The 23458-nt window shown below is 48.3% G+C and carries 26 protein-coding genes; 2 read left to right on the top strand and 24 right to left on the bottom strand.

All coding sequences use genetic code 11. The features are described 5' to 3' along the window. Positions 1-55: 55 nt before the first annotated feature. The 19 genes from ACGHP5_RS05380 to ACGHP5_RS05290 all read right to left on the bottom strand — a co-directional run bounded on the left by ACGHP5_RS05380 (position 56) and on the right by ACGHP5_RS05290 (position 16954). Positions 56-1174: a site-specific integrase gene (locus ACGHP5_RS05380; protein ID WP_009316590.1), complete on the bottom strand. Its 1119-nt coding sequence runs from the start codon at positions 1172-1174 to the stop codon at positions 56-58. Positions 1175-1186: 12 nt separating this feature from the next. Then, a complete protein-coding gene (locus ACGHP5_RS05375) occupies positions 1187-2011 on the bottom strand; it encodes a toxin-antitoxin system YwqK family antitoxin (protein ID WP_009316591.1) in 825 nt (274 codons plus the stop codon). Continuing rightward, positions 2008-2763, bottom strand: a complete 756-nt coding sequence (locus tag ACGHP5_RS05370) for a DUF4261 domain-containing protein (protein ID WP_009316592.1) — start codon at positions 2761-2763, stop codon at positions 2008-2010. The genes ACGHP5_RS05375 and ACGHP5_RS05370 overlap by 4 nt, the downstream gene beginning before the upstream one ends. Positions 2764-2908: 145 nt before the next feature. After that, positions 2909-3241, bottom strand: a complete 333-nt coding sequence (locus tag ACGHP5_RS05365; RefSeq protein ID WP_270652456.1) for a hypothetical protein — start codon at positions 3239-3241, stop codon at positions 2909-2911. 132 nt (positions 3242-3373) lie between these two features. Beyond that, a complete protein-coding gene (locus ACGHP5_RS05360) occupies positions 3374-3832 on the bottom strand; it encodes a hypothetical protein (RefSeq protein ID WP_244076158.1) in 459 nt (152 codons plus the stop codon). Between the two features lie 50 nt (positions 3833-3882). Continuing rightward, positions 3883-4149, bottom strand: coding sequence for an immunity 17 family protein (locus tag ACGHP5_RS05355; RefSeq protein ID WP_004328542.1), 267 nt, complete (start codon positions 4147-4149; stop codon positions 3883-3885). Positions 4150-4160: 11 nt separating this feature from the next. Beyond that, positions 4161-4619: a hypothetical protein gene (locus ACGHP5_RS05350; RefSeq protein WP_009316593.1), complete on the bottom strand. Its 459-nt coding sequence runs from the start codon at positions 4617-4619 to the stop codon at positions 4161-4163. A 35-nt stretch (positions 4620-4654) separates the two neighbouring features. Next, positions 4655-5308: a hypothetical protein gene (locus tag ACGHP5_RS05345; RefSeq protein ID WP_004328544.1), complete on the bottom strand. Its 654-nt coding sequence runs from the start codon at positions 5306-5308 to the stop codon at positions 4655-4657. Between the two features lie 37 nt (positions 5309-5345). Further along, positions 5346-6374, bottom strand: coding sequence for a DUF3137 domain-containing protein (locus tag ACGHP5_RS05340; RefSeq protein WP_004328545.1), 1029 nt, complete (start codon positions 6372-6374; stop codon positions 5346-5348). A gap of 3 nt (positions 6375-6377) precedes the next feature. Beyond that, on the bottom strand, positions 6378-6938 hold the full coding sequence (locus ACGHP5_RS05335) for a LemA family protein (protein ID WP_009316594.1): 561 nt from the start codon (positions 6936-6938) through the stop codon (positions 6378-6380). Positions 6939-6952: 14 nt separating this feature from the next. Then, the gene (locus tag ACGHP5_RS05330; protein ID WP_018665638.1) at positions 6953-7660 is read right to left on the bottom strand and encodes a hypothetical protein; all 708 of its coding nucleotides are present in this window, start codon (positions 7658-7660) and stop codon (positions 6953-6955) included. 46 nt (positions 7661-7706) lie between these two features. Further along, a complete protein-coding gene (locus ACGHP5_RS05325; protein ID WP_009316596.1) occupies positions 7707-8735 on the bottom strand; it encodes a DUF1266 domain-containing protein in 1029 nt (342 codons plus the stop codon). Between the two features lie 41 nt (positions 8736-8776). Next, positions 8777-9748 (bottom strand): ankyrin repeat domain-containing protein, encoded by a 972-nt coding sequence (locus ACGHP5_RS05320; RefSeq protein WP_009316597.1) that lies wholly within the window; start codon positions 9746-9748, stop codon positions 8777-8779. Positions 9749-9758: 10 nt separating this feature from the next. After that, on the bottom strand, positions 9759-11318 hold the full coding sequence (locus ACGHP5_RS05315; RefSeq protein ID WP_009316598.1) for an ankyrin repeat domain-containing protein: 1560 nt from the start codon (positions 11316-11318) through the stop codon (positions 9759-9761). Next, the gene (locus tag ACGHP5_RS05310; protein ID WP_009316599.1) at positions 11315-11764 is read right to left on the bottom strand and encodes a hypothetical protein; all 450 of its coding nucleotides are present in this window, start codon (positions 11762-11764) and stop codon (positions 11315-11317) included. The genes ACGHP5_RS05315 and ACGHP5_RS05310 overlap by 4 nt, the downstream gene beginning before the upstream one ends. 811 nt (positions 11765-12575) lie before the next feature. After that, complete coding sequence (locus ACGHP5_RS05305) at positions 12576-13490, bottom strand: transposase (RefSeq protein ID WP_390568185.1); 915 nt, start codon at positions 13488-13490, stop codon at positions 12576-12578. A 399-nt stretch (positions 13491-13889) separates the two neighbouring features. After that, on the bottom strand, positions 13890-14909 hold the full coding sequence (locus ACGHP5_RS05300) for a hypothetical protein (protein WP_009316601.1): 1020 nt from the start codon (positions 14907-14909) through the stop codon (positions 13890-13892). A gap of 15 nt (positions 14910-14924) precedes the next feature. Next, complete coding sequence (locus tag ACGHP5_RS05295; protein WP_004303996.1) at positions 14925-16514, bottom strand: phage terminase large subunit; 1590 nt, start codon at positions 16512-16514, stop codon at positions 14925-14927. Between the two features lie 5 nt (positions 16515-16519). After that, positions 16520-16954 (bottom strand): DUF5675 family protein, encoded by a 435-nt coding sequence (locus ACGHP5_RS05290; RefSeq protein WP_009316602.1) that lies wholly within the window; start codon positions 16952-16954, stop codon positions 16520-16522. A gap of 136 nt (positions 16955-17090) precedes the next feature. Here ACGHP5_RS05290 and ACGHP5_RS05285 point away from each other — a divergent pair, with 136 nt between their 5' ends. After that, positions 17091-17372: an HU family DNA-binding protein gene (locus ACGHP5_RS05285; RefSeq protein WP_008142902.1), complete on the top strand. Its 282-nt coding sequence runs from the start codon at positions 17091-17093 to the stop codon at positions 17370-17372. 23 nt (positions 17373-17395) lie between these two features. On the opposite strand, the gene ACGHP5_RS05280 is transcribed toward ACGHP5_RS05285, so the two are convergent. The 3 genes from ACGHP5_RS05280 to ACGHP5_RS05270 all read right to left on the bottom strand — a co-directional run bounded on the left by ACGHP5_RS05280 (position 17396) and on the right by ACGHP5_RS05270 (position 19561). After that, positions 17396-17632 (bottom strand): hypothetical protein, encoded by a 237-nt coding sequence (locus ACGHP5_RS05280; RefSeq protein WP_009316603.1) that lies wholly within the window; start codon positions 17630-17632, stop codon positions 17396-17398. A gap of 296 nt (positions 17633-17928) precedes the next feature. Next, on the bottom strand, positions 17929-18105 hold the full coding sequence (locus tag ACGHP5_RS05275; RefSeq protein WP_009316604.1) for a histone H1: 177 nt from the start codon (positions 18103-18105) through the stop codon (positions 17929-17931). 178 nt (positions 18106-18283) lie between these two features. Continuing rightward, positions 18284-19561, bottom strand: coding sequence for a phage integrase SAM-like domain-containing protein (locus ACGHP5_RS05270; protein ID WP_004293508.1), 1278 nt, complete (start codon positions 19559-19561; stop codon positions 18284-18286). 283 nt (positions 19562-19844) lie between these two features. Here ACGHP5_RS05270 and proS point away from each other — a divergent pair, with 283 nt between their 5' ends. Then, a complete protein-coding gene (gene proS / locus ACGHP5_RS05265; protein WP_295904400.1) occupies positions 19845-21329 on the top strand; it encodes a proline--tRNA ligase in 1485 nt (494 codons plus the stop codon). 425 nt (positions 21330-21754) lie between these two features. Here the strand turns inward: proS and ACGHP5_RS05260 are convergent, their stop codons facing one another. Together ACGHP5_RS05260 and ACGHP5_RS05255 are read right to left on the bottom strand one after the other, a co-directional pair. Next, complete coding sequence (locus tag ACGHP5_RS05260; RefSeq protein ID WP_337755977.1) at positions 21755-22321, bottom strand: hypothetical protein; 567 nt, start codon at positions 22319-22321, stop codon at positions 21755-21757. Between the two features lie 235 nt (positions 22322-22556). Beyond that, positions 22557-23246, bottom strand: coding sequence for a sialate O-acetylesterase (locus ACGHP5_RS05255; protein ID WP_337755976.1), 690 nt, complete (start codon positions 23244-23246; stop codon positions 22557-22559). Positions 23247-23458: the final 212 nt, after the last annotated feature.

Here is a 23458-nt window from a genome sequence, read left to right as displayed (position 1 = left end):
TTATTGTCTTGAACGTTATACTATCAGCCGATTTGGTTGTTATTTTCTTTAAGTATCAGACCTCGTCTTCCTCCATCAACAGATCGTCCAACGGGCTTTTGATATTGCTTTTGAAAGTGTCGGCTATGTGGACATACCTTTCCGTTGTCTTGATGTTGTTATGTCCCATAAGCTCTTTCACAATTTTGATGTCGGTTCCTTGCTCCAGCAAGTGGGTGGCGAACGAATGGCGCAGCAGGTGCGGATAAATCCGTTTCGTGATTCCCGCTTCCCGAGCCGCAGCCTTCAACCGTTTCGACACGATACTCTCGGTGAAAGGTTCGCCCGGTCTGTGTTCAAAGAGCCACACTTTCGGTTTGTATAGTCTGTTATATTCCGTCAGCTTTTTCATCAACGGTTTTGACAGCAGGGTGTAGCGGTCTTTCTTGCCCTTTCCCTGACGCACCCGTATCAGGGAGCGGGGTTCGTTGATGTCGCCGGGTTTCAGTTCCAGCAGTTCGCTGATGCGCAACCCTGCGGAGTAGAGTATGGAGAACATACAGAAGAAACGCAGGTCTGTCACTGTCACGTCGAGTATTTTCTTTATTTCCTCCTTGCTCAACACGTCGGGCAGCGTCTTCTCCCGTTTGGCACGGTTCACCTTGTAACACCGCCGTTCCTGACCGAGAACTTTCTCGTAATAGAACTTGATGGCGTTGATACGCTGGTTTTGCTGGCAGGAGGATATGTTTTTCTCATGGATGAGATACAGCAGGTAGTCGTTTATCTCGTCGGGAGTAACCGTTTCAATCTTACGCCCCTCGAAATATTGTTGGAAATCGCGGAAATAGGAGGTATATACCCTTACGGTATGGTCACTGTAACGCACTTGCTGGAGTTTTTCCAGATAACCTTCCGGCAGTGGCGGCCGTTTGTCTTCCTCTTTACGGGGTGCGGTTTCCTTGATGGCGGAATAGTCTATAAACGCCATTTTCACATAGCGGTCGAAGAACTCGGCAAGCACGAAATTCTCTGCCGGCAGATAAGCTCTGCCACCGACAAGCAGTACGTTTTCTTCCTTCGACAGCGACAAGCGGATGTCATTGTCATTACCGAAAGTCACTTCGACAAATTCTCTCCCGTTTCTTACCACAGGAGAAAGTTTGATTTTGGGTTTTGGAGTATATATTTCCATGTTTTTTAAATTTTACCGGTCCCACTCGTTCAGGATTTCTCCGCTTATGATATCATATCGTATCCAGTGTCCCGTCTCGCGTCCCTCGGTGTATTCGCCTTGGACTGCGATATCGTCCCGGTCGATTTCTTTCCACGAACCGTGCTTGTAGCCGTTCTTGTACGAGCCGGATTTGTAGGCGTACAGCTTGCCATGTAGGTGGGCCGTGTATTCGTAGGGGCCGTCCAGTTCGCCGTTCTTATAGTGGCTGACGGTTTTGCTGACCCATCTCTCGGTGGTATCCTCGCTGATTTTCCATTGTTTTCCCTCTTTCCGGTCGTCGGTATAGTTTGCCTCGTAGATCTGCTTGCCGCTTTTCGGGTCAAAGCGTTGTTCCTTGCCGTTCCGCTTGCCCTGCCTATATTCCTGAACCATGTCCGGCTTCCCGTCGCTGAACCATGTCCTTACCGTACCGTCTATCTTCCCGTACTGCATGGGTGCTTCCCGTTGCGGTGTCTTTCCGTCCTGATGATAGGAAACGAACAGACCATGCCGTCTGCCGTCGGTATACTTGCCCTTTTCCCGCAGGCTGCCGTTGCGGAAACGCCTGTACTCGCCCTGCATAACCCCTTTGGAAAAATGCACTATTTCCTCATCCTGCCCCCGCAAGATACGGAATTTGCCCGATAGCGGACGTTTTCCGCCCTTCAGATAATGGACGACTGTTCCATGCTGTTCGTCCGTGGTGGTTCGCAAGTCACCGGATTCCACGATCCGCTGTGCGAAGGCAGAACAACACAGCAGCGTGAGAACGATGGCCGCAAGCATTTTTCTTATGTTTCCCTTTACCTTTCTCATTCGTCCGGATATTCAAGTTTCAATGTCATGCCGTCCAAAGCGATGCCTTCGCTAAGCGTGATGGCAAGTTTCTGTTCTTCGGAGCATCCTATGGTTTCCCCGTCCTGCAAGGTGACATCATCCGACAGGATATAATGCACGATGTCCATTAGGAAATCACGGATGTCACTCAGATCGGCAGGGGCATACACTTCGATTTCCTCTTTCCCGAATTTTCTCAGTCCGTAGGTATAGATGCCGGGGATTCCTTTCTGTGTGCGGTAGATGCCGAACCATACCCAGTCCATGACGGGCAGTTCATCTTCTTGCAGGAGTGCGGCCATATCCCTGTAAAATTCGGGTTGGAACACCATACCGTCGGTATATACCGCTGTAGCGTAGGACTGTTTCAGGCAGGAAGACGTGGCTCTGGTGAACAGTTTGGCTCTCTCCAGCAGGTTGGATTGGTCTCCGGTCACGGATACGAGGATATGAGCCTCGTGTTGTCGTGCCACTTCTGTTGCATCTTTCCACAGGTAGTTGCCCTGTGCATAGTGTTCCGCTTCTCCGTTGGGTACGGGACCGGGCATGATGGCTATTGCCAATGTCATGCCGCTGAACATTCCGACAAGTACGTCCCCGTTGTCGTCGTCATCGGTAAGGACGATTCCCCAGTCTTCCTCGAAGTCATGGATGAACTGTTTCTTGTCCCATTGATTTTGTGAAAGCAACACGGACGAGACAAAGCATCCTTTGATATTATCCTTTTCCATATAGTTCTTTCTTTTTGAGTCGTCAATTATTGAAGATTCTTGCGCAAGATAGGTATTTTACCCTGATTCCTTGGTACTTTCATCTGTTAATATACGATAAATGCAGGCCCTGCCTGTGACTTTACAGATAAAGGTTGCGCTCCGTTCAATAGATGCGCACATACTGTACTTCCCCGTCAAGCAGTTCAACATAGCGGTTGTCGGAAAAGCGCAATGTCTCCAGAGTCCTGCCTTCCTTCTTGACTTCCGATTTGTGGTATGGTTCGCCCCACGCGGCGATGACCATTTCCCTCGTCATGCCGGTATCGACCTTGCGGAAGGCAATCAGCTTCCCGTATTTCTCGCCGTACCGTTTTTCCAGCTGGCCGATACGTGCCGTGCTTACAAACTCGTACACCTCGTCACCGCCTATAGGAAATGCTTCCACACGGACACCGTCAGCACCTTCCATCAGCAGAAACGCCCCGTCACTGTTCATCTTCAGGCCGATGTCCACACAACGGTACTCCGCACCTTCAGCCGGGGTGATTACCTGACCGTCCTCGGTCTCGACGGCCTTGGCAAGTGACAGGAATGTCTGTCCGACAAAGCGTTTCAGTTTCTCATAATACTACCCTATACAGGTCATGCTCAGCGGATACCTGAATGGGTTGTAATACATCTCATCACCGCTTTCTTTTTCACGGAGCAGCAGGCAGCATCCAGCCGACAGGTAGTCTGTCTTTGTCCAGACCTTCACTACCTCGTAATATTTCCCCACTACCTCTTTAGAAGGGGTGGTACTGATGTTGACCGCCTTGTACACCGTTCGGTCATCCCCGGTAAGGAAATTGACCGTGTAGAAAGCATCCCAGTAGCCGTTCCTGTCATTTTTTACCCCATGCATGTACAGGGTCTGTCCCGGAAGGGAAGTGAAACTCCGCTTCTCCACGTTCGTCAGGCTGTCATAGGGGTGGGCATTTGTCACCGTGTACTCTTTCAGTCCATCGTTCTTGGGAACGATGTTAAGCTGTGCATGGGCATACATCACCGTGCACAGGAAGAAGGTTATAATTGGAATTGTTTTCATACTCAATCACTTTTTAAGTTTACAGGTGGCATCCGGGAAAGAGCACTCAGCTATTTGCCGGAAATAGAGAACAGGTACAGAGACAGTCCTATCCCGACGGCAAGAATCACTCCCAGCCAGAACCGGAAAGTTTTCGGACCGAGCAGATTCATCCAGAAGTTACCTCCTGTACTACCCGGACGGGAATACGTCCACTTCCAGCCACAGATGACACCGACAAGCCATATCAGAAGCAGGCCCGCCACGACCAGATAGCCGTAGCGGGGTTCCTGCTGTATCAGATTCGGAAAATCCTTTATTTTATCCAACCATTCCATATCTCACCGGTTTATTTTTTCAAGAGCGCCGCAAATTCTTTAAGCTGTGGCAGTCCGTCAAAGAAATCAACGTCAAATTTGGCCGTTGAGCCGTTGGCGAGGGTGATTGTCAGAATACCATTGTCGTAATTGTAGTTTGAACTGGATATTTCCGACAATGTAAAAGAACGCATCTCAACATTTCCTTTCACGATGACCGGGTATGTCACCTTATCGCCGTCAACCGTGATGATACAGCTTTTGGCAGCCAACTTGCGGGCCTTATGTATCTTCCGCCAGGCTCTGAACAGCATGTACAGTCCGACAAGGGCAAGGATGATGGCTGTTGGTAACGGTCCGAGGATGCGAAGTGTACCGACTTTTATACCGAAAGGATAAACTACCGGTACTATTATCAGTCCGGCACCGACAAGGATTTCAGTCAGATTGTCCTTGATGGACGATTTGGAAGAATAATTGAATGTAGCCATATTCGGATATTAGTGAAGTTATTCGTTCGGTGATATTATTTTATGAAAAAGTACCAGATAAGCAGAGCCGCGGTGATGATTATGGACAGGACCGTCATGGCCGACCTGTATTTTTCGACAGCAGGCGATTCCTGCGGAGCTTCAAATTCCAGTATCGTAGGTGCTTGGCCTATCGCGCTATTAGGAATAGCCTCTATCTTGAACTCGTTGGGCTGTTTTTCAATGCCGATCAAGGCATAGGCACAATCAAGCTGATTGGCCTTTCTTGGCGAGAATACCGATTTGCTGAACAGGATGACGCCGTCATAATGATCGCTTATTTCCATTACCGAATCCATATCCCGTTGTCCTGTCAGTATATGACGGCCTGTATCAGGATCTACTATGTAATAGTCATAGCCACAGGACTGTACGGAATCATAACGGATTTCACCGATTTCCAGCGTATCCACTTCAGCCTTGATGCTCTGAAGGGTGGCCTCGTCAATTTCAGTCCCTTTCAACGGGCAGGCATACAGGCAATAGCGGCTGTCTTCGTGCATCACGGTTCTGATGGGATAGAGGTTTACTACTTTGCGGTTTTCCAGTTTGAGGTATGTCTTAGACAATTTGCCGATTGCTTTCCCGTTATAACCGGCCGGAACAGCACCTCCTTCAAGAATGGCTGACAGATTTTTAAGTTCGCTCATGTTGTAATTCTTTTTATTCGTTTTCGATTATTGTTGATTATTTGATTCCATTTTCTACAGTGAGACAGAAGTTCACCTCCCTGTACAGTTGTTCCAGCAGATGTTCGTCATCCAGCGACTTCCTGCCGGGACGTAAGAAACCGTCCGGAGTGTCGGATGCGTAGTAGAACATGTTCCCGTTGAAGGAGAGCATCAGGTCACGGCTGAAGGATTTCCGCAGGGCGGTCAGCTTCCGCATCATCGCCGGGGTGAGCACCATGCGGGCTTCCACCTCGTCATCCGCGTACACGGCAAAATGCCTCTCGAACTCCGGGTCTTCCAAATGTACGAATTTTGCCCCGTACTTTTCCTTCATTCCCTGGATTGTTTGCGCCAGGTAGCCGATTTTGTTTTCCAGATGGTCGGGCAGCAGCATCACGTAGCCCCTGAAGGTGCGGTTCAGCTTGCAGCACCCGAACATGCCCCTGAAACTGTGCATCGTGCTCTCTATCCTGACTCCGAATATCGGACGGATAAAATACTGGTACGGCACTTCAAGGAAGTTGAAGGCCGAGAAATCTTTCGAATTGGCTGAAGTCACACCGGCATCCACGACAGTCATCATGTCATTTCCGACGGGAATGTCAAGACGGCCGTAACAGGTCGAACTTACCGAATTGCCCGATGACAATGCCGTTCCGAACAGGCGGCTGTCCGCAAAGACTTTCGGCTGTATGGAACCGGAAGGATTGTACCTTGCTCCCGGGAACAGCAGGTAGATGATGTGGGCCATCGTGTAGGTTTCCCTCTTGTTCAGCGCGGCAAAACATTTCATGAATGCGAAATGAAGTACAAAAAATACGGCAAAGCCTATCATGAGGTATTTTCCCGTGGTGACGGAAGTCTCATAGTCAGTACGGTCCACGAGGAATCCGCCGAAGATACAGAAACCGAACCACACGACGGTACACAGATAGACAATGGAGGTCAGGATGCGGAACACAATCCGGAGCATCCTGATACGGGACATCTCTTTCTTCATGTGAAGGGAAATGCCCTTGAAATCTATATTCTGACTTTCTTCCATGCTTTACTTGAATAATTCTCCCACTTTCACTTCCTTGATCTCACTTTCCGGGAACTCTATCAACTCCTGCTGCTCATGCTTGCGCCAGGATGCGATTATCGACGACGGAAACATTTCAATGTAATTGTTATAATCGGTAGCAGCGGCATTGTAGGTGCGCCGGATTGCCTGCAGCTCATTCTCCATGTCCTCGATCTGGACCTGAAGATGAAGGAACTGCTGGTTCGCCTTCAGCTCCGGGTAGTCTTCCACCGCCACATTCAGTCTTGACAGAAGCGAGGACATTTCCGTACCGCTTTTTATCTGCTCGGACTCTGTAGCGTTCGAAGCCCTTGACCGCAAATCGGCAATGCGGGTGAGAATCTCATTCTCGTGCCCCATGTATGCCTTTACGGATGCGACAAGATTGGGGATCAGGTTATTCCTCTGTTTGAGGACCACGCAGATACCGCTTCTGCATTGCTTGACCCGGTTCTTCTTTGCAATAAGGCTGTTGTTAGTGAATACTGCCCATAAAATAATTATGAGCAGTACCACGATAATACATATAACGGCTATAATCATATTTTCAGATGGATTTAGACATACAATTCAGCCGGTATGACTCTGATTGTCCCTTCCCAGTAGAAGTGGGGGACGATGCCGTCTGAAGGAAGATAGCCTTGGGGAAGTTCCTTGTAATAAAGGACAAGTTTCCTTACTTCCACATCGGCGCCTTCCACGATTTCACCACTCAGTTTCACGGTTGACCAGCAGTCCTCCTCCTTGGCAAGACTGACTACGCCCTCACATCCGGGAGCTACCGGCTGCCTGCCTTCACACATGTTGCGCAGCTTTTCCATCACTCTCTTCAGCCATTCCACATCGTTCATGTGTCCCTTGTCCAGTGCGTATATGCCAATACCATGGAAAGAGTCGTCCTTGTGCTTCACGCCTTTCCACGCCTCTGCCGGGGCACTGACAATCCCCGCGTAAACGATATATCCTTCCGTGAATTTTCTCAACCACTTGCTTTTGCCCAGCCATGGTGCCTTTCCTGCAAGTTTCTTGAAGAACTCGGTCTCAGAACTGCGTGGCGTCTGCATGTACGGTTTCATCTTGTCAAGCTGTGTCGGGTTCTTGTACAGTTCCCTGTCTCGCTTGGCTTCTTCGGCCTCCTTTGCACGCCGTGCGGCCAGTTTCTCCCTGTATTTACTTACGTCAAGACCTTGTGCTTCCATTTGGTCAAGATCATTCTCTGTCATGGTTTTCTCCCATTCTGTTGCTGCATTTTTGAAAAGTGCCATAATCGTAAAACTTTTAAGATATTGTTGATCCTATTTTTTTCGGATTCTACCATTCGATTGCCTTCCAAGGGGAATCTTCTTTATTGAGAAGCGCTCCCACGACTTCATCCGCAGTCTCGTAGTCATCTGTTTCGCCTCTCCATATTCCGCGTCCCACGGCAAAGCTGTTGCCGTATTCTTCCCACGAATTGAAGGATTCCTTGGCTATGCCGGCAGTGGTTCTGATGGCTTCCCACATTTCGTCTTCATTGATGTAGCCGCAGATGAAAGCCCAACGGGCCATGTTCACGGCACGTACAAGGTCCCATGCCAGCACGGTTTCGGGCAGGTCCGCTTCCGTCGTTTCATTTACTCCCATTACAAATTCAGCTATCGTGAACGCATCGCCGATCTTGCTGTCCTCGTCCGCCTTTTCTTCCTCGGTGATGGCCTCGATTCCACGCTGGCGGATTTCAGTCAAGGCCGGATCCGCACCGGCATGTTGGCCTTCGTTCAGCAGCCATGAGATGGTCTCCAGGGCACTCTTCCTGTCAGTAACTTCCCACCATTCCTCAAGCATTTCCTTAAGGGTGTCCGTGCCTGCTGTACTTTCAAGGGAGTCCACGTTGTCATCGTTGTATAGGAACAGAGGTGCCCCATAAGCCAGAAGTCTGTTCTGTTCAGGTGTCAGGCTGTTGTCGCCCTTGCGGGTGATTTCCCAACCTGCATATACGTCAAAACCGTCCGAGAAATCCGGTAAACCTTCCGGCATGAATCCGGCATTCATTGCCTGCTGCATCATGTTCCCTGCGAACTCGATGTTTTTGCTGTAGGTCTCCATTATCGCCTCGGGATCCTGGGCGGATTCTGCCATCATCTTTGCCTGGTATGCCTGTGCCTCCGCAACTCCCGGGAACATCTCGGCCGAGTCCTGCATCAGCTTTTCATGCATCTTCATCAGGTCGGTGCCTTCAAATCCGGGTACGTTGCCATACAAGGCTTGCGCCTGTTCCAGTGCTGCTTTCATGGCCTGAGCCTGTGCTTCTCTTGCGATTTCCTCGGGTGTCTGAGGTGTCTTCTTGGTTTCTTCTGCCATATCTTTCTAATATTAAATTTGTTAATGAATATCTTACCTGTTTATTCCGCTCCGTTTTCAAGAAGTTTTTCCACGATTTCGTTGAAGCCGCGCTCTCCTGCATAGTACAGGGCGGTGTGCTGGAGGTTGTCTGAGATGCTAACATTCGCGTGAAATTCAAGCAGGACGGACACAAAATCGTTGTGGCCCTCCTTGGCTGCAAGAATAAGCGGGGTTTCCCCGTTGTCATTCTGTGCGTCAACCGCAGCTTTGGCCTTCAGCAGAGCCTCGCCTATAAAGCGGTTACCTGAAATGGCCGCGTAATGTATCGGGGCATTGCCGCTCAGCATAGCTTTGCCGGGATCGGCTCCGGTCCCGAGAAGAAGGTTGACCATGACAAGATTCCCCTGCATACAGGCGAGTATCAGCGGAGTCTCTCCGCCGTCATTCGTCGAGTCAAGCATGGACTTGTCTGACAGGAGCAGCGTGCGGACAATTTCACCCTGTCCGTTATACACGGCCTGATGAAGCGGGGTGTTGCCACGTGCATCCCGGTCATTCCCGCACGAGAGTCGGGCGACCACTTCCCGCAGCCCGTGGGCTGTGGCATAGTCGATGGCCTTGTGGCCGGAGGCATCGGCGACCTCCGTATCGGCTCCCTGATCCATCAGGAAAAGGGCGGCATCTGTACGCTTGTTGTCAAGCAGGCATATTAGCGGGGTTCGTCCTTCATTGTCCGTCACGTTGATGTCGGCCCCCTTCTGGAGCAGCTTCCCGAGGATTTCCTTGTTGCCGCTCCGTGCCGCCGCGTGGAGCGGGCTTTCGGAACGGTTGTTGATACATGACGCGTCGGCATCGTTGTCAAGAAGCAGAGCCACTATGTCCCTGTAACCTTTCTGACAGGCATAATAAAGAGCAGTGTTTCCTTCCTGATCCCTTTTGTTGATGTCAATTCCTCCCTTTTTCAGGAATATCTGGACAATGCTTTTCTGCCCGTTTCGGCAAGCATTGAGAAATGTCTGGTTGTTGTCCATATATCTTTGTTTAAGAATATTTCAATAATAGTCTTACGAGATTGTCATTGTTGTAGTCTGCCGCCACGTCCATGGCCGTTTTGCCTTCATTGTTTACGGCATTTACGTCAGGCAGCTTGAAGTCCAGCAGGAGTTCAATCGCTTTCTGTGCCATGCTGTCACGACAACATGCCGCCACATAATGCAGGAGGGTGTTTCCCCGGTTGTCCGTCTTGTTCACGTCAGCTCCGGCTTCGAGAAGCTTTTCGAGGATTTCCGTGGGGTCGTCAGAACCGGCTGACCAGCCGTAAGGCACATATTTTTCGTTCGCCTTATGACCACCGAAGAGAATCATCATGGGAGTTTGGCCGGAAAGATTGGCGGCGTTGGGGTCGGCCTTTCCCTTGAGCAGCCAACCGAATGCCGTTTTACCCAACCTGTAGCCGGTATGGCGGCAGGAAAGGGCAAGTGCCGTGTTGCCTTCCGTATCAACAGGAAGCTCGGGATTCCAGCCTTTTTCCTTCATCAGGTCAAGCAGCCCCTTGTAAACCTCGGTATCCTTGCAGAAATAGTCCTTACTCACCCATACCGAAAAAGCCGTCTCTTCATTCGGGAAACGGTAATTCGGATTCGCTCCGCCGTTCAGAATCATGGCCGGAGCATCCTGTATGCTGTCAAACCAACTGAACGCACAAGCGAGGGGCGACTTGCTTTCAAAGTCATACATATCCTTGTGCTCACACACCGTCTGCAGGTCTGCACCCGAACGCAGAATGGCATCCAGTGCCTCCATATCCTTCATGTACATAGCCTGGAATATGTCCATGTTGCCGTGCAAGGCCGAAAGTTCGTCAACATCGGGGTCGCTTCCGGAAAGGAAGGCCGCGATCTTCATCGCCTTGTTCTCTATGGCGGCATCCCAGGCTGTCTTTCCACTGTTTGACTTGTCTTCCGGATCGGCCTTGTCTTCTTCAACAAGCCTTCTGGCAAGTCGGTAGGCGGTTTCGCCATCATCCTCCAGCCTTGCAATCCTGCTCCTGATTTCCTCTATCTTGTTTTCGGGGTAACGGTATTGTACGGATTCGTCCAGTTCCTTTTTCGCGAACCGGATATCCCTTCTGATGTCGCCTGAAGCGGCACAAAAACCGAAAAGCACGTTCTCGCCGTTAAGGTCGGTTGAGTTGACGCGTGCTCCGGAATCTATGATCGCTTCCGCCATCTTGAAATGACGGTTCCTTATGCACTCGATAAGGGCCGTCGTATTCTTGGCCGAACGCGGTATATTCGCTCCTTGTTCTATGAGCATGACGGCTATTTCTTTCAGTTTGTCTTCATCTGCACAGCCGGCACTGGTTCTGCCGAGGATATGAATCGGGGTGGAACCGTTTGCATCCTTCGTGTTGGGTTCGGCATCACGTTCAAGAAGTATCTTGACCCCCTCCGTGTCTCCATACTGGCAGGCAAGATGCAACGGAGAACGGTCTTCGTACTGTTCGTCGCTGTCATCGACGGGCACTTCCCGGAGCGCCTGATGAATTGCATCCTTCGGCTGACTTGTCGAATAAAGTCTGTATATGTCACTGTATTTCATGGTTGTATGTTTTTTATCAGTTCTTCAATGTGTTGATATTTATTGCCCAAACGGGCGTGGATAGTCCGCACCTCCGTGTGCAGGTGCAGTCTGGCCGACACTTTCGCTTTCAGCCTCAACAGTTGTACGGCGGCGAGGTTATCGGGAGCATCCTCCGGCATGGGACAACCGGCAGGGCTTTTTTCGTATTCCCAGCGGAGGACGGCTTCCGGCAGGTTTTCCGGCAGACGTTCCGTTAACGGTGGCAGCAGCCTCTCCGCTTCCAACAGCAGGGAACGGCAGTCATTATACAGAGAAAGGTAGTAGTAGCATAACGCCTTGTTGTAAAGTGTCGGCAGGTCAGACTTTCCTGCCTGCGTGAAACAGGAGAAGGCAAAGGCATATTCGCCACTTACCATATAGGTAATACCTGCGGAAAAAAGTTCTTTTTTCTGGGATTCAGGCATGGTTTGTTTATTTCCATATATTCCAATCATAGATACTTAAACACTAAAAGAGATTTCAGACTGTTATGGGTGGAAACAAAAAACCGACGATATTCGGGCGCAGAGAACGCTCCCCAGTACCGTCGGACCATAAAAATATCCTGCCTTTTTTGAGACAATATGGCAGAGGATGAGTATTTATAGGAACTTTTGTCGTAAGACAAGGATAACCCCGGATAATTGATTCCGGTAATCCATTGTAAATTAAATGTTTTATTATATATTGACGCGCGATAATTGTGTGTGTGTGTGTGTGTGTGTGTGTGTTTACACGAATTTTCCACACTGCCAAATTATTAATACACTTTTTAAGGGAATATGTAAGGTAACTAATGCACACAAGAAAAACGTCCGCTTTATGCGAAGCTTCGCTCAAACAAATATCATTTGTTAAAATCGAGCGACATTTTACAATGTATCCATTGTCATACATATCAGTTTATTAGAGTGAATACTTCTTCAAATACAAAATTAGAAAAATGTTTTGTTCTGCAATGAAATAACCGACACTTTTTTCAGGGAAAAATAAAAATGGCTTTATTATAATTGCCTTGTACCATAGAAAACGGGCAGAGAGCATGCAGTTGCTCATCTGCCCGTCCTGTAGGGAGAACCGTTTCATGCCGCTATCGGATTCACTTTCAATGTAGTCTGAAAGATGAACGCCTCTACTTTCATGTTGATTATGAAACATTGTTGGTGTGCGTGATAAGACTTCATGCCTTATTCAAACCTAAATCCAACGGGCACAAAAACAAGTAAATAATTTGAATCAGTAGTTGAAAATAAGGTATAAAAATGCGATGGCTACCTTTCCCATCGTATGAATTAGCAGTCCGCAAGAAGAGCGGCACTTTGAAGCTCTTTGAATATTTGTTTTTTCGTTCAGCCAACTGAATAGCGCTTCAATGGGTTCCCTGACAGATGAAACGGCTTGAGAATAAATGTCATCAGCGGCCTTACTTCTCTGCTTCTCTTCTTCAGGAGCCCCTTTGATTGACTTGACGGGAGCGTAGAACTCATTGGCCTTATCGCGTCTTTCCTGCTCCCAGTAGTCATTGCTTCGGTATATCTTGTCAGCGAAGATCTTCTTGTTGAAAAGATCCGGCATGCATTCGCTCTGGAAGACCTTCAGGTCATTCTCGGAGGCAGGAGAGAGCGCTATCTGGCACGGATGAGGAAGATGCCCTTTCCTGCGATATCCTACCATGTGAAGCTTTAGTCCATGATAGTACAGGTTCTTGGTGGAACAGTATCCTTTGTCTGCGATATCTCTGGCGACCTTGCCTGTACGGTTTCTTCCGCAGCATGTGATTATCGGCATCGAGTCAACAATCACGGTATCATCCTGACAGTCAGAAGGCCTGAACATCCTTAATAACTGCGAGGACAGTTCCCTAACAGCACCGGCCATCCTGTTGAGACGGTAATTGAATGTCTGATAGGACACCAGGTTCGGGAACCAGTCGCGCAAGTACTCTTTAGCGAAGTTGTGAATATCCTTGATGAGGGTGTACTTCTGCTCATGACCGACAAAGAAATAAATCGTGAGGATTTCCTCGTCGGAGAACAACGGTTTCGAATTATTGCTGTATCTTTGGCAATGGTATTTGAGGCTTTGTTCGTACATATCGCAGATATACATATAGATTTTTATTAGTCTATACTCTTTGTCCTTGGGAATCATAACAAGTAAAAAATAGGGGTATTTTTTACTTTAAGTTACTGATTTCCAAGGATTTTGCAAGTATTTTCATCCCTTGATTTTCAAATATTTACAACTAATTCCGAGGCTTAAATGACCTCAGTTAAACTTATAAATCACAGCAGTTCAACTGCTGATTGGAATAAATAATTATTCAATGTCTTGAGATTATTAAATACCGCAAAGGCAGTAAGGAATATAGCAGATTGGATTATTCTAAAAGGCCAAATTTATATCTTCTTTTGGCGGCATATTACAAGGAACTTGCCACCCGTTCAGGGGGGCTCTTGTGGAAACGGAACTAACAAACAAGCAGTAATTTCGTTTCTTGTTCATGGTAAAGACTACGACAACAAATCCGGTAGCGGTATTTACTGTTATTTAGGTCAGCCACGGGTTTCGATACGGGTCATAATCTGTTTGGAAAGTAGCCAGTTGCCAATCGGTAACCGGCTTTTTCGTGTCATCGACTTTACGGGGGATTTGTGGATTAAGTCGCAATTTGGCGGCATCATTAAGCCATTTCATGCTGTCCTCGTAATCGCGCATACGGACAACACTGACATTATTCGGGGCAATGAGTTTCGTGAGCTCGTAGATAGCCAATCGAACCATATGCTTCTTGAGGTTGTAGTTTCGTGGATCGTGTAATGATAGGTTTAGACCGACTTGCGGCGTGTCCGCGTTCACATCCGTTTCCGGGTAAAATACCCGTCCGTCATAAACTACATATTCGTGTTCCGACAATTCGTAGGCATTGTATGATGAATCGTAATCGGCTATGGCTCCCCAACAGTCGGACACCATAGGGTCAAGATTGCAATCGAAACAGTCAAGCGTCATCAAAGTATAGAACGCCCCTTCATATTCAACGACTGACCACAGAGGATACTCGACAGGCTGCCATAACGTGACTTCCGTCTCGATCCAACCGCCGACCATCGGGATACGGATATCATCGAACTTGTACCCGTTTTCGGCAAGGCAAATATAGACAACACCGTTGTAGTTTACTTTATCACCCGGATAATAGGTGTTGAACTGGGAGTAATTTACAACTTGTCCCGCATCGACGTGGATATCGGAACACTCTTCCCAATAGATTGCCGTTGCCGGCTTGCGATAGCCGCTGACGGAGCGTATCACCTCATGGATTTGTCCCTCGAAATAGACATGCACACCCACGGGATAGGTAATTCGATGGTCGTATTCGGCGATATATTTTCCTTTTGCAAGTTCCTTTTCAATCTCGTAGTTCTCTGACAAATATTCCACAATGCTCATCTCCGCCGATTCTTCCGCCTGGATGAATCGTGCATCATTGCCCCGCGTGAGTTGTGCTAGTGCTTCCGGAGTAATTATCCCAAGATAGTCGTCATTATTGAGAAACCGTCTGTACATATCCTTGTTCCGTTATTAGTATGAAAATCCTTCCTGAATTACCGATGTGGAGACCACATACCCGTTCCCGTCGCCTCCGCTCTTGAACTTGTACCAGCTGTCGCGCAGGTAGTAACAGAGCAGGTAGTCAAGGCAGTCGGACAAGTGTCCATACCGTTCATATTTGACACCGGTTTTCGGGTCGGTGGTCTTCTGTTTGCTCTTGGTACCGTCCTCGTTACGAAGCTGGTAAATCAGATCCTGGGTAAGTTTGCGACATTTGATATCGATTTGTATCTCCCAGCCTTCATAGCCCCCGAATACCTCGTTGACGAACTCGCACCGTGTAGCCTGCGGAGGCTGCTTGCGTAACAGCTTTACCTTCGGTCGCAGGATTCCTCTGCCGAAAGTGTCCGTGATGATGGTATAGTTGTTGATGCCGTCCTCGTTGGTGGTGGAGCGTTGTAACCCGGAAGGGTCACCGGTCACATCCACTCCGCCAATATGCTTGTCCCGGTAAAGTTTTAAGCGTACTTTCCGTGCCAACGCAGGTGTGTTGTTCTCCTTTTCCTCCGGCTTGCCGAGTATCTCTTCCAGTATATAGACCTTCCTGTTTTCATAGTCTATTTGTGCGGAGAGCACCGACATTTGGGGGGCAACATTGAAGTCCCACACCGTGATGAGCGGCTTGGTCGGATCGTATGCTTTTTCTTTCAGTCCGGTAACGAGATGCCGGGAGCCGTCGAAACTGTTATAAATCGCCATATCGTTGGCTTCCACGAAATCCCAGTTGCCATAGAGCAGGCGTTCCTTTGTCGCCTGGTCCCGGATCTTGTTCAGGGCCGCCTCGTACACCTGACGGAAAGCGATATTCGGGTTGTCAAACACGGAAAAAGGTATATACGCTTCACCCTCGCGGCAGATGACCTTGTCTCCGTTTTCGTCCTGCACGAAGCGGGAACGCACCCAGTTAATCGTCGGATTGGTGGTGAGCAGCATTCTCGGGGTCTTGAATGTCTCATGGGTTCTCCAGCGGAGACGGGAGAACAGTACTTCGACGGCCCGTTCCGAGATTTCCGACACCTCATCCACCATGGCGATGGTATATTCCGAAGAGCCGAAACGCTCGAAGTTGGGGTCGCTGGGGATATCCGCCATCTCCTTCATGATGATGACCGAGTCATTCCAGAATGTGAGCGTGCCTTCGAGGTTGTTTATCTTGTAGTTTGTATCCTCTTTCAGTCCCCAGTCCTTCAGAATCGACTTGATGGTGTTCCATGTCGATTCCTTTAACGACTTGAGTGTCTTACGGGCCACCACCGCACGGATATTCTCGAACCGAATACATGAAGACACCAGCCAAACGCTGCCGATATACGATTTTCCGCCGCCGGCCGCTCCGCCTCCCAGTATCAGCTGCGGCAGGTTCTGCGACTTGCAATGCCTGCATTGAGGCCTGTACTGAGGGTTGCCTTGCTGGTCATAACCGATAAGGATTTGCTCGATCTCCCCGCCACAATGGGGACAATAGTTCGGTTGCAACAGTTTCCAGAGTTCATACTGCCGTGGGGACGGTTTGAACTCGATGCGCAGGTTTCTGGGTGGTTTGAGCCTGTTGACCGCCATTCGATTTATATAATCTGAATGGTTATGTCCCTTTCGGACTCGAGCATGGCATACAGTTTTTGGAATGTAGTACGGGATTCCAAAACTTTTCCCTTGACCGTATTCTTTCCCACGATGATACAACCGGCGGAATCTCCCTCGGTGTTGCCTGAATGGATCAGGATGCCGAGGAAATGAGGTACATCGTGCAGATATGGCATTTTTTTCTTGTACTTGGGGCTGTACTGAAGGGTAACTTTATAAGTCCCGGCAGGAATGGCGGTCTTGGAATAGACCTTTTCCTTGCAGGTACAGGAACGGCCGCGAGGAGTATCCGGACAGGTTGCCGGAAGTTCCCTCACGGCATCTTCGATGGTATTACAGAAAAATTTGCCGTCGATGGACAGGTCGCCTATGGTATAGGTCTGACCTTTGAATTTGCGGTTGAGTGTCAGCTTCATACTTCGATACTATTTGTATCGAAAGAGTAGAGACGGACGCCGGCTAATGTTTATTATATGTGTTTGTAAAAGGAGGATATTTCAGGAAATGATGTATCTTTGTGAACGGATTGACAGTATTTAATCAAGAGTTAATATGACAAAAGCGGATATCGTCAGGGAAATAGCAACGCAGACCGGTCTGGAGAAGCAGGTCGTGTTACAAGTTGTCGAAGGATTCATGGATAGCGTAAAGTCTTCCATGATAAACGGCGAGGAGGTTTATCTTCGCGGCTTCGGTTCTTTTATCATCAAACACCGTGCGGAAAAGACAGCACGCAACATAAGCAGGAATACCACGATAATAGTGCCTGCCCACAATATCCCGGCATTCAAACCGTCAAAAGCCTTTGCAGGAAGGATGAAATCAGACAAATAAGGTGATTATATGCAACAGGAGCGTTATTCAGATGCTCCTGTTACTTTATACAGGGCAACGAGGTTGGTATTGTCCGATTGGAACAGGAAACGGCCGTTGCTTAAAAGGCATTCGTGGATGGTGTTGTCATTAGGATCCGACTCCAATAAAGCCCCCGCCTTGTTTTCATCGATAAGCAGCATTTCTATGCCTTGTACGGTGGCGGCAGTTGCATCAGCAGGAATTTTCAAAAGTTCATCCATCAGATTCATGTCGTTCATAATATCTCCGTATTTGGCTTGAGTCCCGTCAAGCATTCAATGTACCAAGACCAAAAAGCGTGGGACATAACCCGTAGCACCGAGGTTCTGGTAAACCTATCCGCAAACAAGTTAAGCCCACGCAAAAGCATAGGCGAAAACTGTTTGTCCTGCGGATAAGTGAAATTTACCAGATTTCGGTGCATGACAAAAGCTAACGCTTTCCGTATTTTATTATGTCGTTCTGCCAATATGGTTTTTATGCCGCATCTGCAGAAGAACCGGCCATTATGTGATAACGACCGGACGTGTAAAGGTTATTTTTTAGACTCTTCCAAGGAAAGCTTACGAAACTCTTTCATCAGTTTTTCCAGTTCCAACGAGGTCTTACGGGCACGGGTCCCTGCGGCCTTGTTGCCTTTTTCAATCTGAAGTGCCGCATCCGTGGAGAATGTAGCATATACTTCCTGTATTTTTGAAACCAATTCTTTCATATAAATTCTATTTAAGTTATTGACCACAAAGGTAATGAAAATAATCGAGAATAAGAGCGATTTTGTCAATATTGCAAATATCACATTGGTAATCAATGACTTTTAACAGCCATTACACCGTATGATTTATCCATCAGAGAAATTGTCAAGGTGTTTACAACTTTATGGATATGTCTGGTCAGAACATTTCTTCCATCTGCCGCTTGATTTCTTCCCGCTTTGTATTCTTGTAGTAATGCTTATAGATGGTCAATGGGCTGTTACCAGCCATCTCTGCAACCACATACGGATTATTACCGGCATCTACCATCTTCGATATGAAAGAGCCACGGGCGGAATACCATGTGATGTTTTCTTTAATGCGCAGCATCTTGCATGCTTTCGTCAAGGTTTGTGAAAGGCGTGTGGAAATTTGCTTGACACGTGTAGTCTTCTTGGAAGTGGTCGTGTGTTTATGAGTAAAAACAGGAAATACATAATTTCCATAACTTTGCCCACGGTATTTATTCATGATGGCTTTTGCTTTACTGAGTAATTCCGGTTTGGCTGTTTTGGGAAACTTGATACGTTCATAGACGATGCGGTCTTCCTGGACCAAATCCCATGTCAGGTTACATACATCGACATTCGCCATACCTCCGGTATAGTAGCTGAACAGGAACAAATCAAGATGCAACTGCTCTTTTTTCGTAAACAAGGTACGGTCAACATTTGCGATTTTAGCTATGACTGTTTCCGGAACTGCTCTTGAAGTGGTTTCCGGCCAATTAATATCATCACCGAGACAGAGGAAGTTATCCATATTCACCCCGTACATCTCTTTCTTTTCTGCCTGCCTGCATACGGCACGGAGCAACCTTAGTTTGTGTGTAAGTCCGGCCTTGTTGCCATTTCTGATACCTCTTTCTTTAAGCCAAAACGCAAAGTCAAGAAGAAACTCTTCTGTAATATCCGTAAAGAAATAAGAGGAAAAGGCTTTTTCATATTTTTCCTTTGTAAACGCCTGCAGTTCACGCTTGAGATAGACATACCGTTTAGCATTGGTCGTGCTGTCGACAATCTGACCGTTCTTGATGCGTTTCTTGTTTTTGAATGTCTCTTCAAGATAATCGATCATCTGCTGGACACTCTTTACTTTGACCTCGGGTTTGGCCGCCTTGATTTCATCGAAGCAATGTGATAGCTGGACGGGCGACCAGTTCCTGCCTTCCATCTCCCAGGTATCGGCGACATGCAGATATTTGGTTCGCAAATCGAAAAGCAGTTTGTTCTTGGTAGTGGCCTCCGCACTCCCTACACGGAAACTCTGAGACTTGACATCCCAGTCTTTTAATAGCCCTGTGATGTTTATAACCTTCGGCACACGGGCGTAACCGGTCTTGAAGAAAATTATCTCCAGCTTGACCATCTTGGTGTCTTTCGGGTTCTGCTTACCCCTGATGTTAATCGTGTACATAGACTGATAACGAGTTAGTTAATGACTTATTATTAATTCGCATTAGTAGGAATCAATTGGTATTAATTAACCTACATAGAAACCTACATGAAAAGAGTAGTTTCCTTAGCGAAATAATGTTTATACGGATAAATCCGTACTTGTGTCATTTACTAACTCGTTATCAATCAACTATTTTTCCTAATCACAAAAGTTGTGTCCGAAAAAAGGGTGTGCCTTTGCGACGGGCCTTTATTTTTTTACTATATTTGCAGTCCGAAATAAAAGTAAAAACCGATACGATATGGCAAAGGAACTGAAGGACCTCACGAAGTCCGACGAGAACTACTCGCAGTGGTATAACGACCTGGTCGTGAAGGCGGGACTTGCGGAGAACTCCGCCGTCCGCGGATGTATGGTCATCAAACCCTACGGCTACGCCATCTGGGAGAAGATGCAGGCCGCGCTGGACAAGATGTTCAAGGATACGGGACACCAGAACGCCTATTTCCCGCTTTTCATCCCTAAATCCTTCTTCTCGAAGGAGGCCCACCACGTCGAGGGATTTGCCAAGGAGTGCGCCGTGGTGACGCATTACCGTCTGAAGAACGATCCCGAGGGGAAGGGCGTCGTGGTCGATCCCGACGCCAAACTGGAGGAGGAGCTGATCGTGCGCCCGACGTCGGAGACGATCATCTGGAACACCTATAAGAACTGGATTCAGTCCTACCGCGACCTGCCGATCCTCTGCAACCAGTGGGCCAACGTCGTGCGCTGGGAGATGCGTACGCGCCTGTTCCTGCGTACGGCCGAGTTCCTGTGGCAGGAGGGCCACACGGCGCACGCCACGCGCGAAGAGGCCGTCGAGGAGGCCACGAAAATGATCCATGTCTACCAGAAATTCGCCGAGGAGTGGATGTCGCTGCCCGTCGTCGTGGGACACAAGTCGCCCAACGAGCGCTTCGCGGGGGCCGAGGACACGCTCACCATCGAGGCGCTGATGCAGGACGGCAAGGCGCTGCAAAGCGGGACGTCGCACTTCCTGGGGCAGAACTTCGCCAAGGCCTTCGACGTGCAGTACGTCAACAAGGAGGGCAAGTTGGAATATGTGTGGGCGACCTCGTGGGGCGTCTCGACCCGTCTGATGGGCGCGCTGATCATGGCTCATTCGGATAACAACGGCCTGGTCCTGCCGCCGAAACTCGCCCCGATCCAGGTGGTGATGGTCCCGATCTACAAGACCCCCGAGCAGCTCGCCGAGATCTGTGCCCGCTTCGGGACGATTGCCGCGGCGTTGCGAGACAAAGGCATCAGCGTGAAGATCGACGACCGGGACAACGTGCGCCCGGGCTTCAAGTTCGCCGAGTACGAACTCAAGGGCGTGCCCGTGCGGCTGGCCATGGGCGGACGCGATCTGGAGAACGGCACGATCGAACTGGTGCGCCGCGACACGCTTGAGAAGCAGACCGTTTCGCAGGAGGGACTCGTGGAGCGCATCGAGGGGCTGATGACCGAGATTCAGGAAAATATCTATAAAAAGGCGCTCGATTACCGCGAGTCGATGATTACGAAGGTCGACACGTGGGAGGAGTTCAAGCGGGTGCTCGACGAAAAGGGAGGTTTCCTCCTCGCGCACTGGGACGGCACGGTGGAGACCGAGGTGGCGATCAAGGAGGCCACGAAGGCCACGATCCGCTGCATTCCGGTCGATGCACCCGACGAGGAGGGCGTCTGCGTCTTCTCCGGGAAGCCGTCGCACCGCCGCGTGCTGTTCGCCCGCAGCTATTGATTTCCGATTTTATAGGGCATTTTTGCACTTGCTCTCGTGTGGCGCAAATGGGTAGTACCGAAGTACATTCCATTCACATCCAGATAGAGTTGTAGCTTAAAAAGTTATAACTCTATTTGATATAGCAGGTAATGGTTAGGAAACGGTTGTATGCATTTGTTCGCATCTGCTTTCCATTCTGTCAAACAACTCCTATTTGTTAAATGTAAATTTAATAAAAAGTCCCGATTTTTCAAATTAAATAATCTATCCACAGCAACTTCATCCTGACAAATACACTGTTTTTCGATAGTTATATTATATCACATGATTCTGACTCAAATCAAACTGTCGATGCATATAAATTGCCCGACAGTTGTAGATTAACTGTATTAATAATGCGCATAGCTTTGAAGATTTAGTAAATAAATTCAATCCGGTACAAGTTATCTTTGGCTCAGTTCTATAAGTGTGTTCCGGAGGATATCGAAAAAATGCGTGAGTTTGTTCTTGCGGTTCAGAATGGACCAGCGGCTTTTGATTCTGGTATTGCACATGATTTCGAATTCACGGACGATCTGTATGAACGATGCCGGAACGCCGTCATAAAGGCAGAAGAATCCGGCTGCCGATAACGGGGCAATAAGTTCCATCAGGTCCGAATTCGTATATTTTTTCGAGATTTTGAGGGGCAAATGCCGGTGTTTGGATTGAATATCCTTGATTCCGGGGTATTTCAGTTGTAAGTAAATCAGTTTCTTCTCGAATTCGATCAGTGACAAGGTGGATTTGACCAAGGCGTATTGTATGGATCGCCGATTATCGCAGAATTCGAGCAGGCGGATCAGACGTTCCCGGATACGTGCGAGCATATGCAGAGAATCCAGTTTCGATTGGTTCTCCTGTTTCGAAACATGCTGAATCTGATTGATAAACCGATTATATACGGCATTGAGATGTTCACACTCCGGTTCGGAAAGTTCCTTGTTGACCTGCATGTGCAACATGGTCATAAAGTTGCTTTTTTCAAGTTTTCTGATTCCTTTCGGAAGAGTGTGGGTACAAAGATGTAACAACTCTATTTATCAAGTTGTTACATTTGTATAAAAATAGGTAACGAGAAAGGAACGGTTCATTTTAGCTTCTTGCACAAAAATGTTAAACCGAGAGTAAGTAGTTCCGGAAACAGCACAAAGACATACGAGAAATTTTTATATTTGAATGTCACGTGGTGAAACACAATCGAATCTATTTTATTCCTGTTTCCAGAATCTTTTCAGCGTATCGTTTTCCCAAGAGGAATTGACTTTCCCGGCTAAAATGCGGGTCTTCCCTGTCAATCAGATATCCCGCATCCCGGGCACTCACATAATCGCTGTTGGGAATGAATGTTCCGATCGTCCGGATCATTTCGTTGAACCTTTGATGAGAAGGTTGCCAATAGCCCAATTCACCGGCGATGAACGGGATTTTCCGACCATTCAGATCCTTGCGCAGATCAGCAGCAAGGCGCTTCAGATAAATACGATATTCCTGGGGATTTCCGAAGTTCGATTCTCCCTGATGCCAAAGAATACCTCTCAGCGTCCCGTACTTCATAGCTTGCTGAGCCCTGCGTACCGCTTCCGAATAGAGTTGCAGCGTATCGTATCCAATACTGCATTTATCTTTGATGGCAGGCGAGTCTTTCATCCAGGACCTAATATTCGATCCTCCGAGCACATTCACCACCTGCAATATCTTTCTGCCCGTCTTTTTTGCCACAGTTTCCCCGAACATTGTCCCGGGTGAAATCTGCTGCATTTCCAATCCTTTACGGACTGTCGAATATTTATTGAGCGGATTACTGGCCGGAACGGGAGTTCCCGACTCGTCTAACAGCCATACCCGTTCCATGACGGCCGTATCCTGCGGGATCATGTACCCCCGGCCAGTCATATTCGAGACCGATCAGCAGCGATTTCCTATTCGTGATATTCGATTTTTAGTTTCCAGTCATTCCCGTTAGTCGGTTTTCGGTTTGTATCCATATATAGCTTAAAAAATGGTCGTGACTCGGGAGCGGCCCCGGCCCCAGCCCCAACCTTGCTGTTCTCTGGCGATAACAAAAATCTGCGGCGGAAAATTTTTGCGAAAGCTTTGAAAAATAG

This window comes from Alistipes sp. i18-0019-D1 (assembly GCF_042852885.1).
Classification (GTDB): domain Bacteria; phylum Bacteroidota; class Bacteroidia; order Bacteroidales; family Rikenellaceae; genus Alistipes.
The sequence above is the reverse complement of the archived record's forward strand: the minus strand, read 5'-3'. Positions and strand labels throughout refer to the sequence as shown.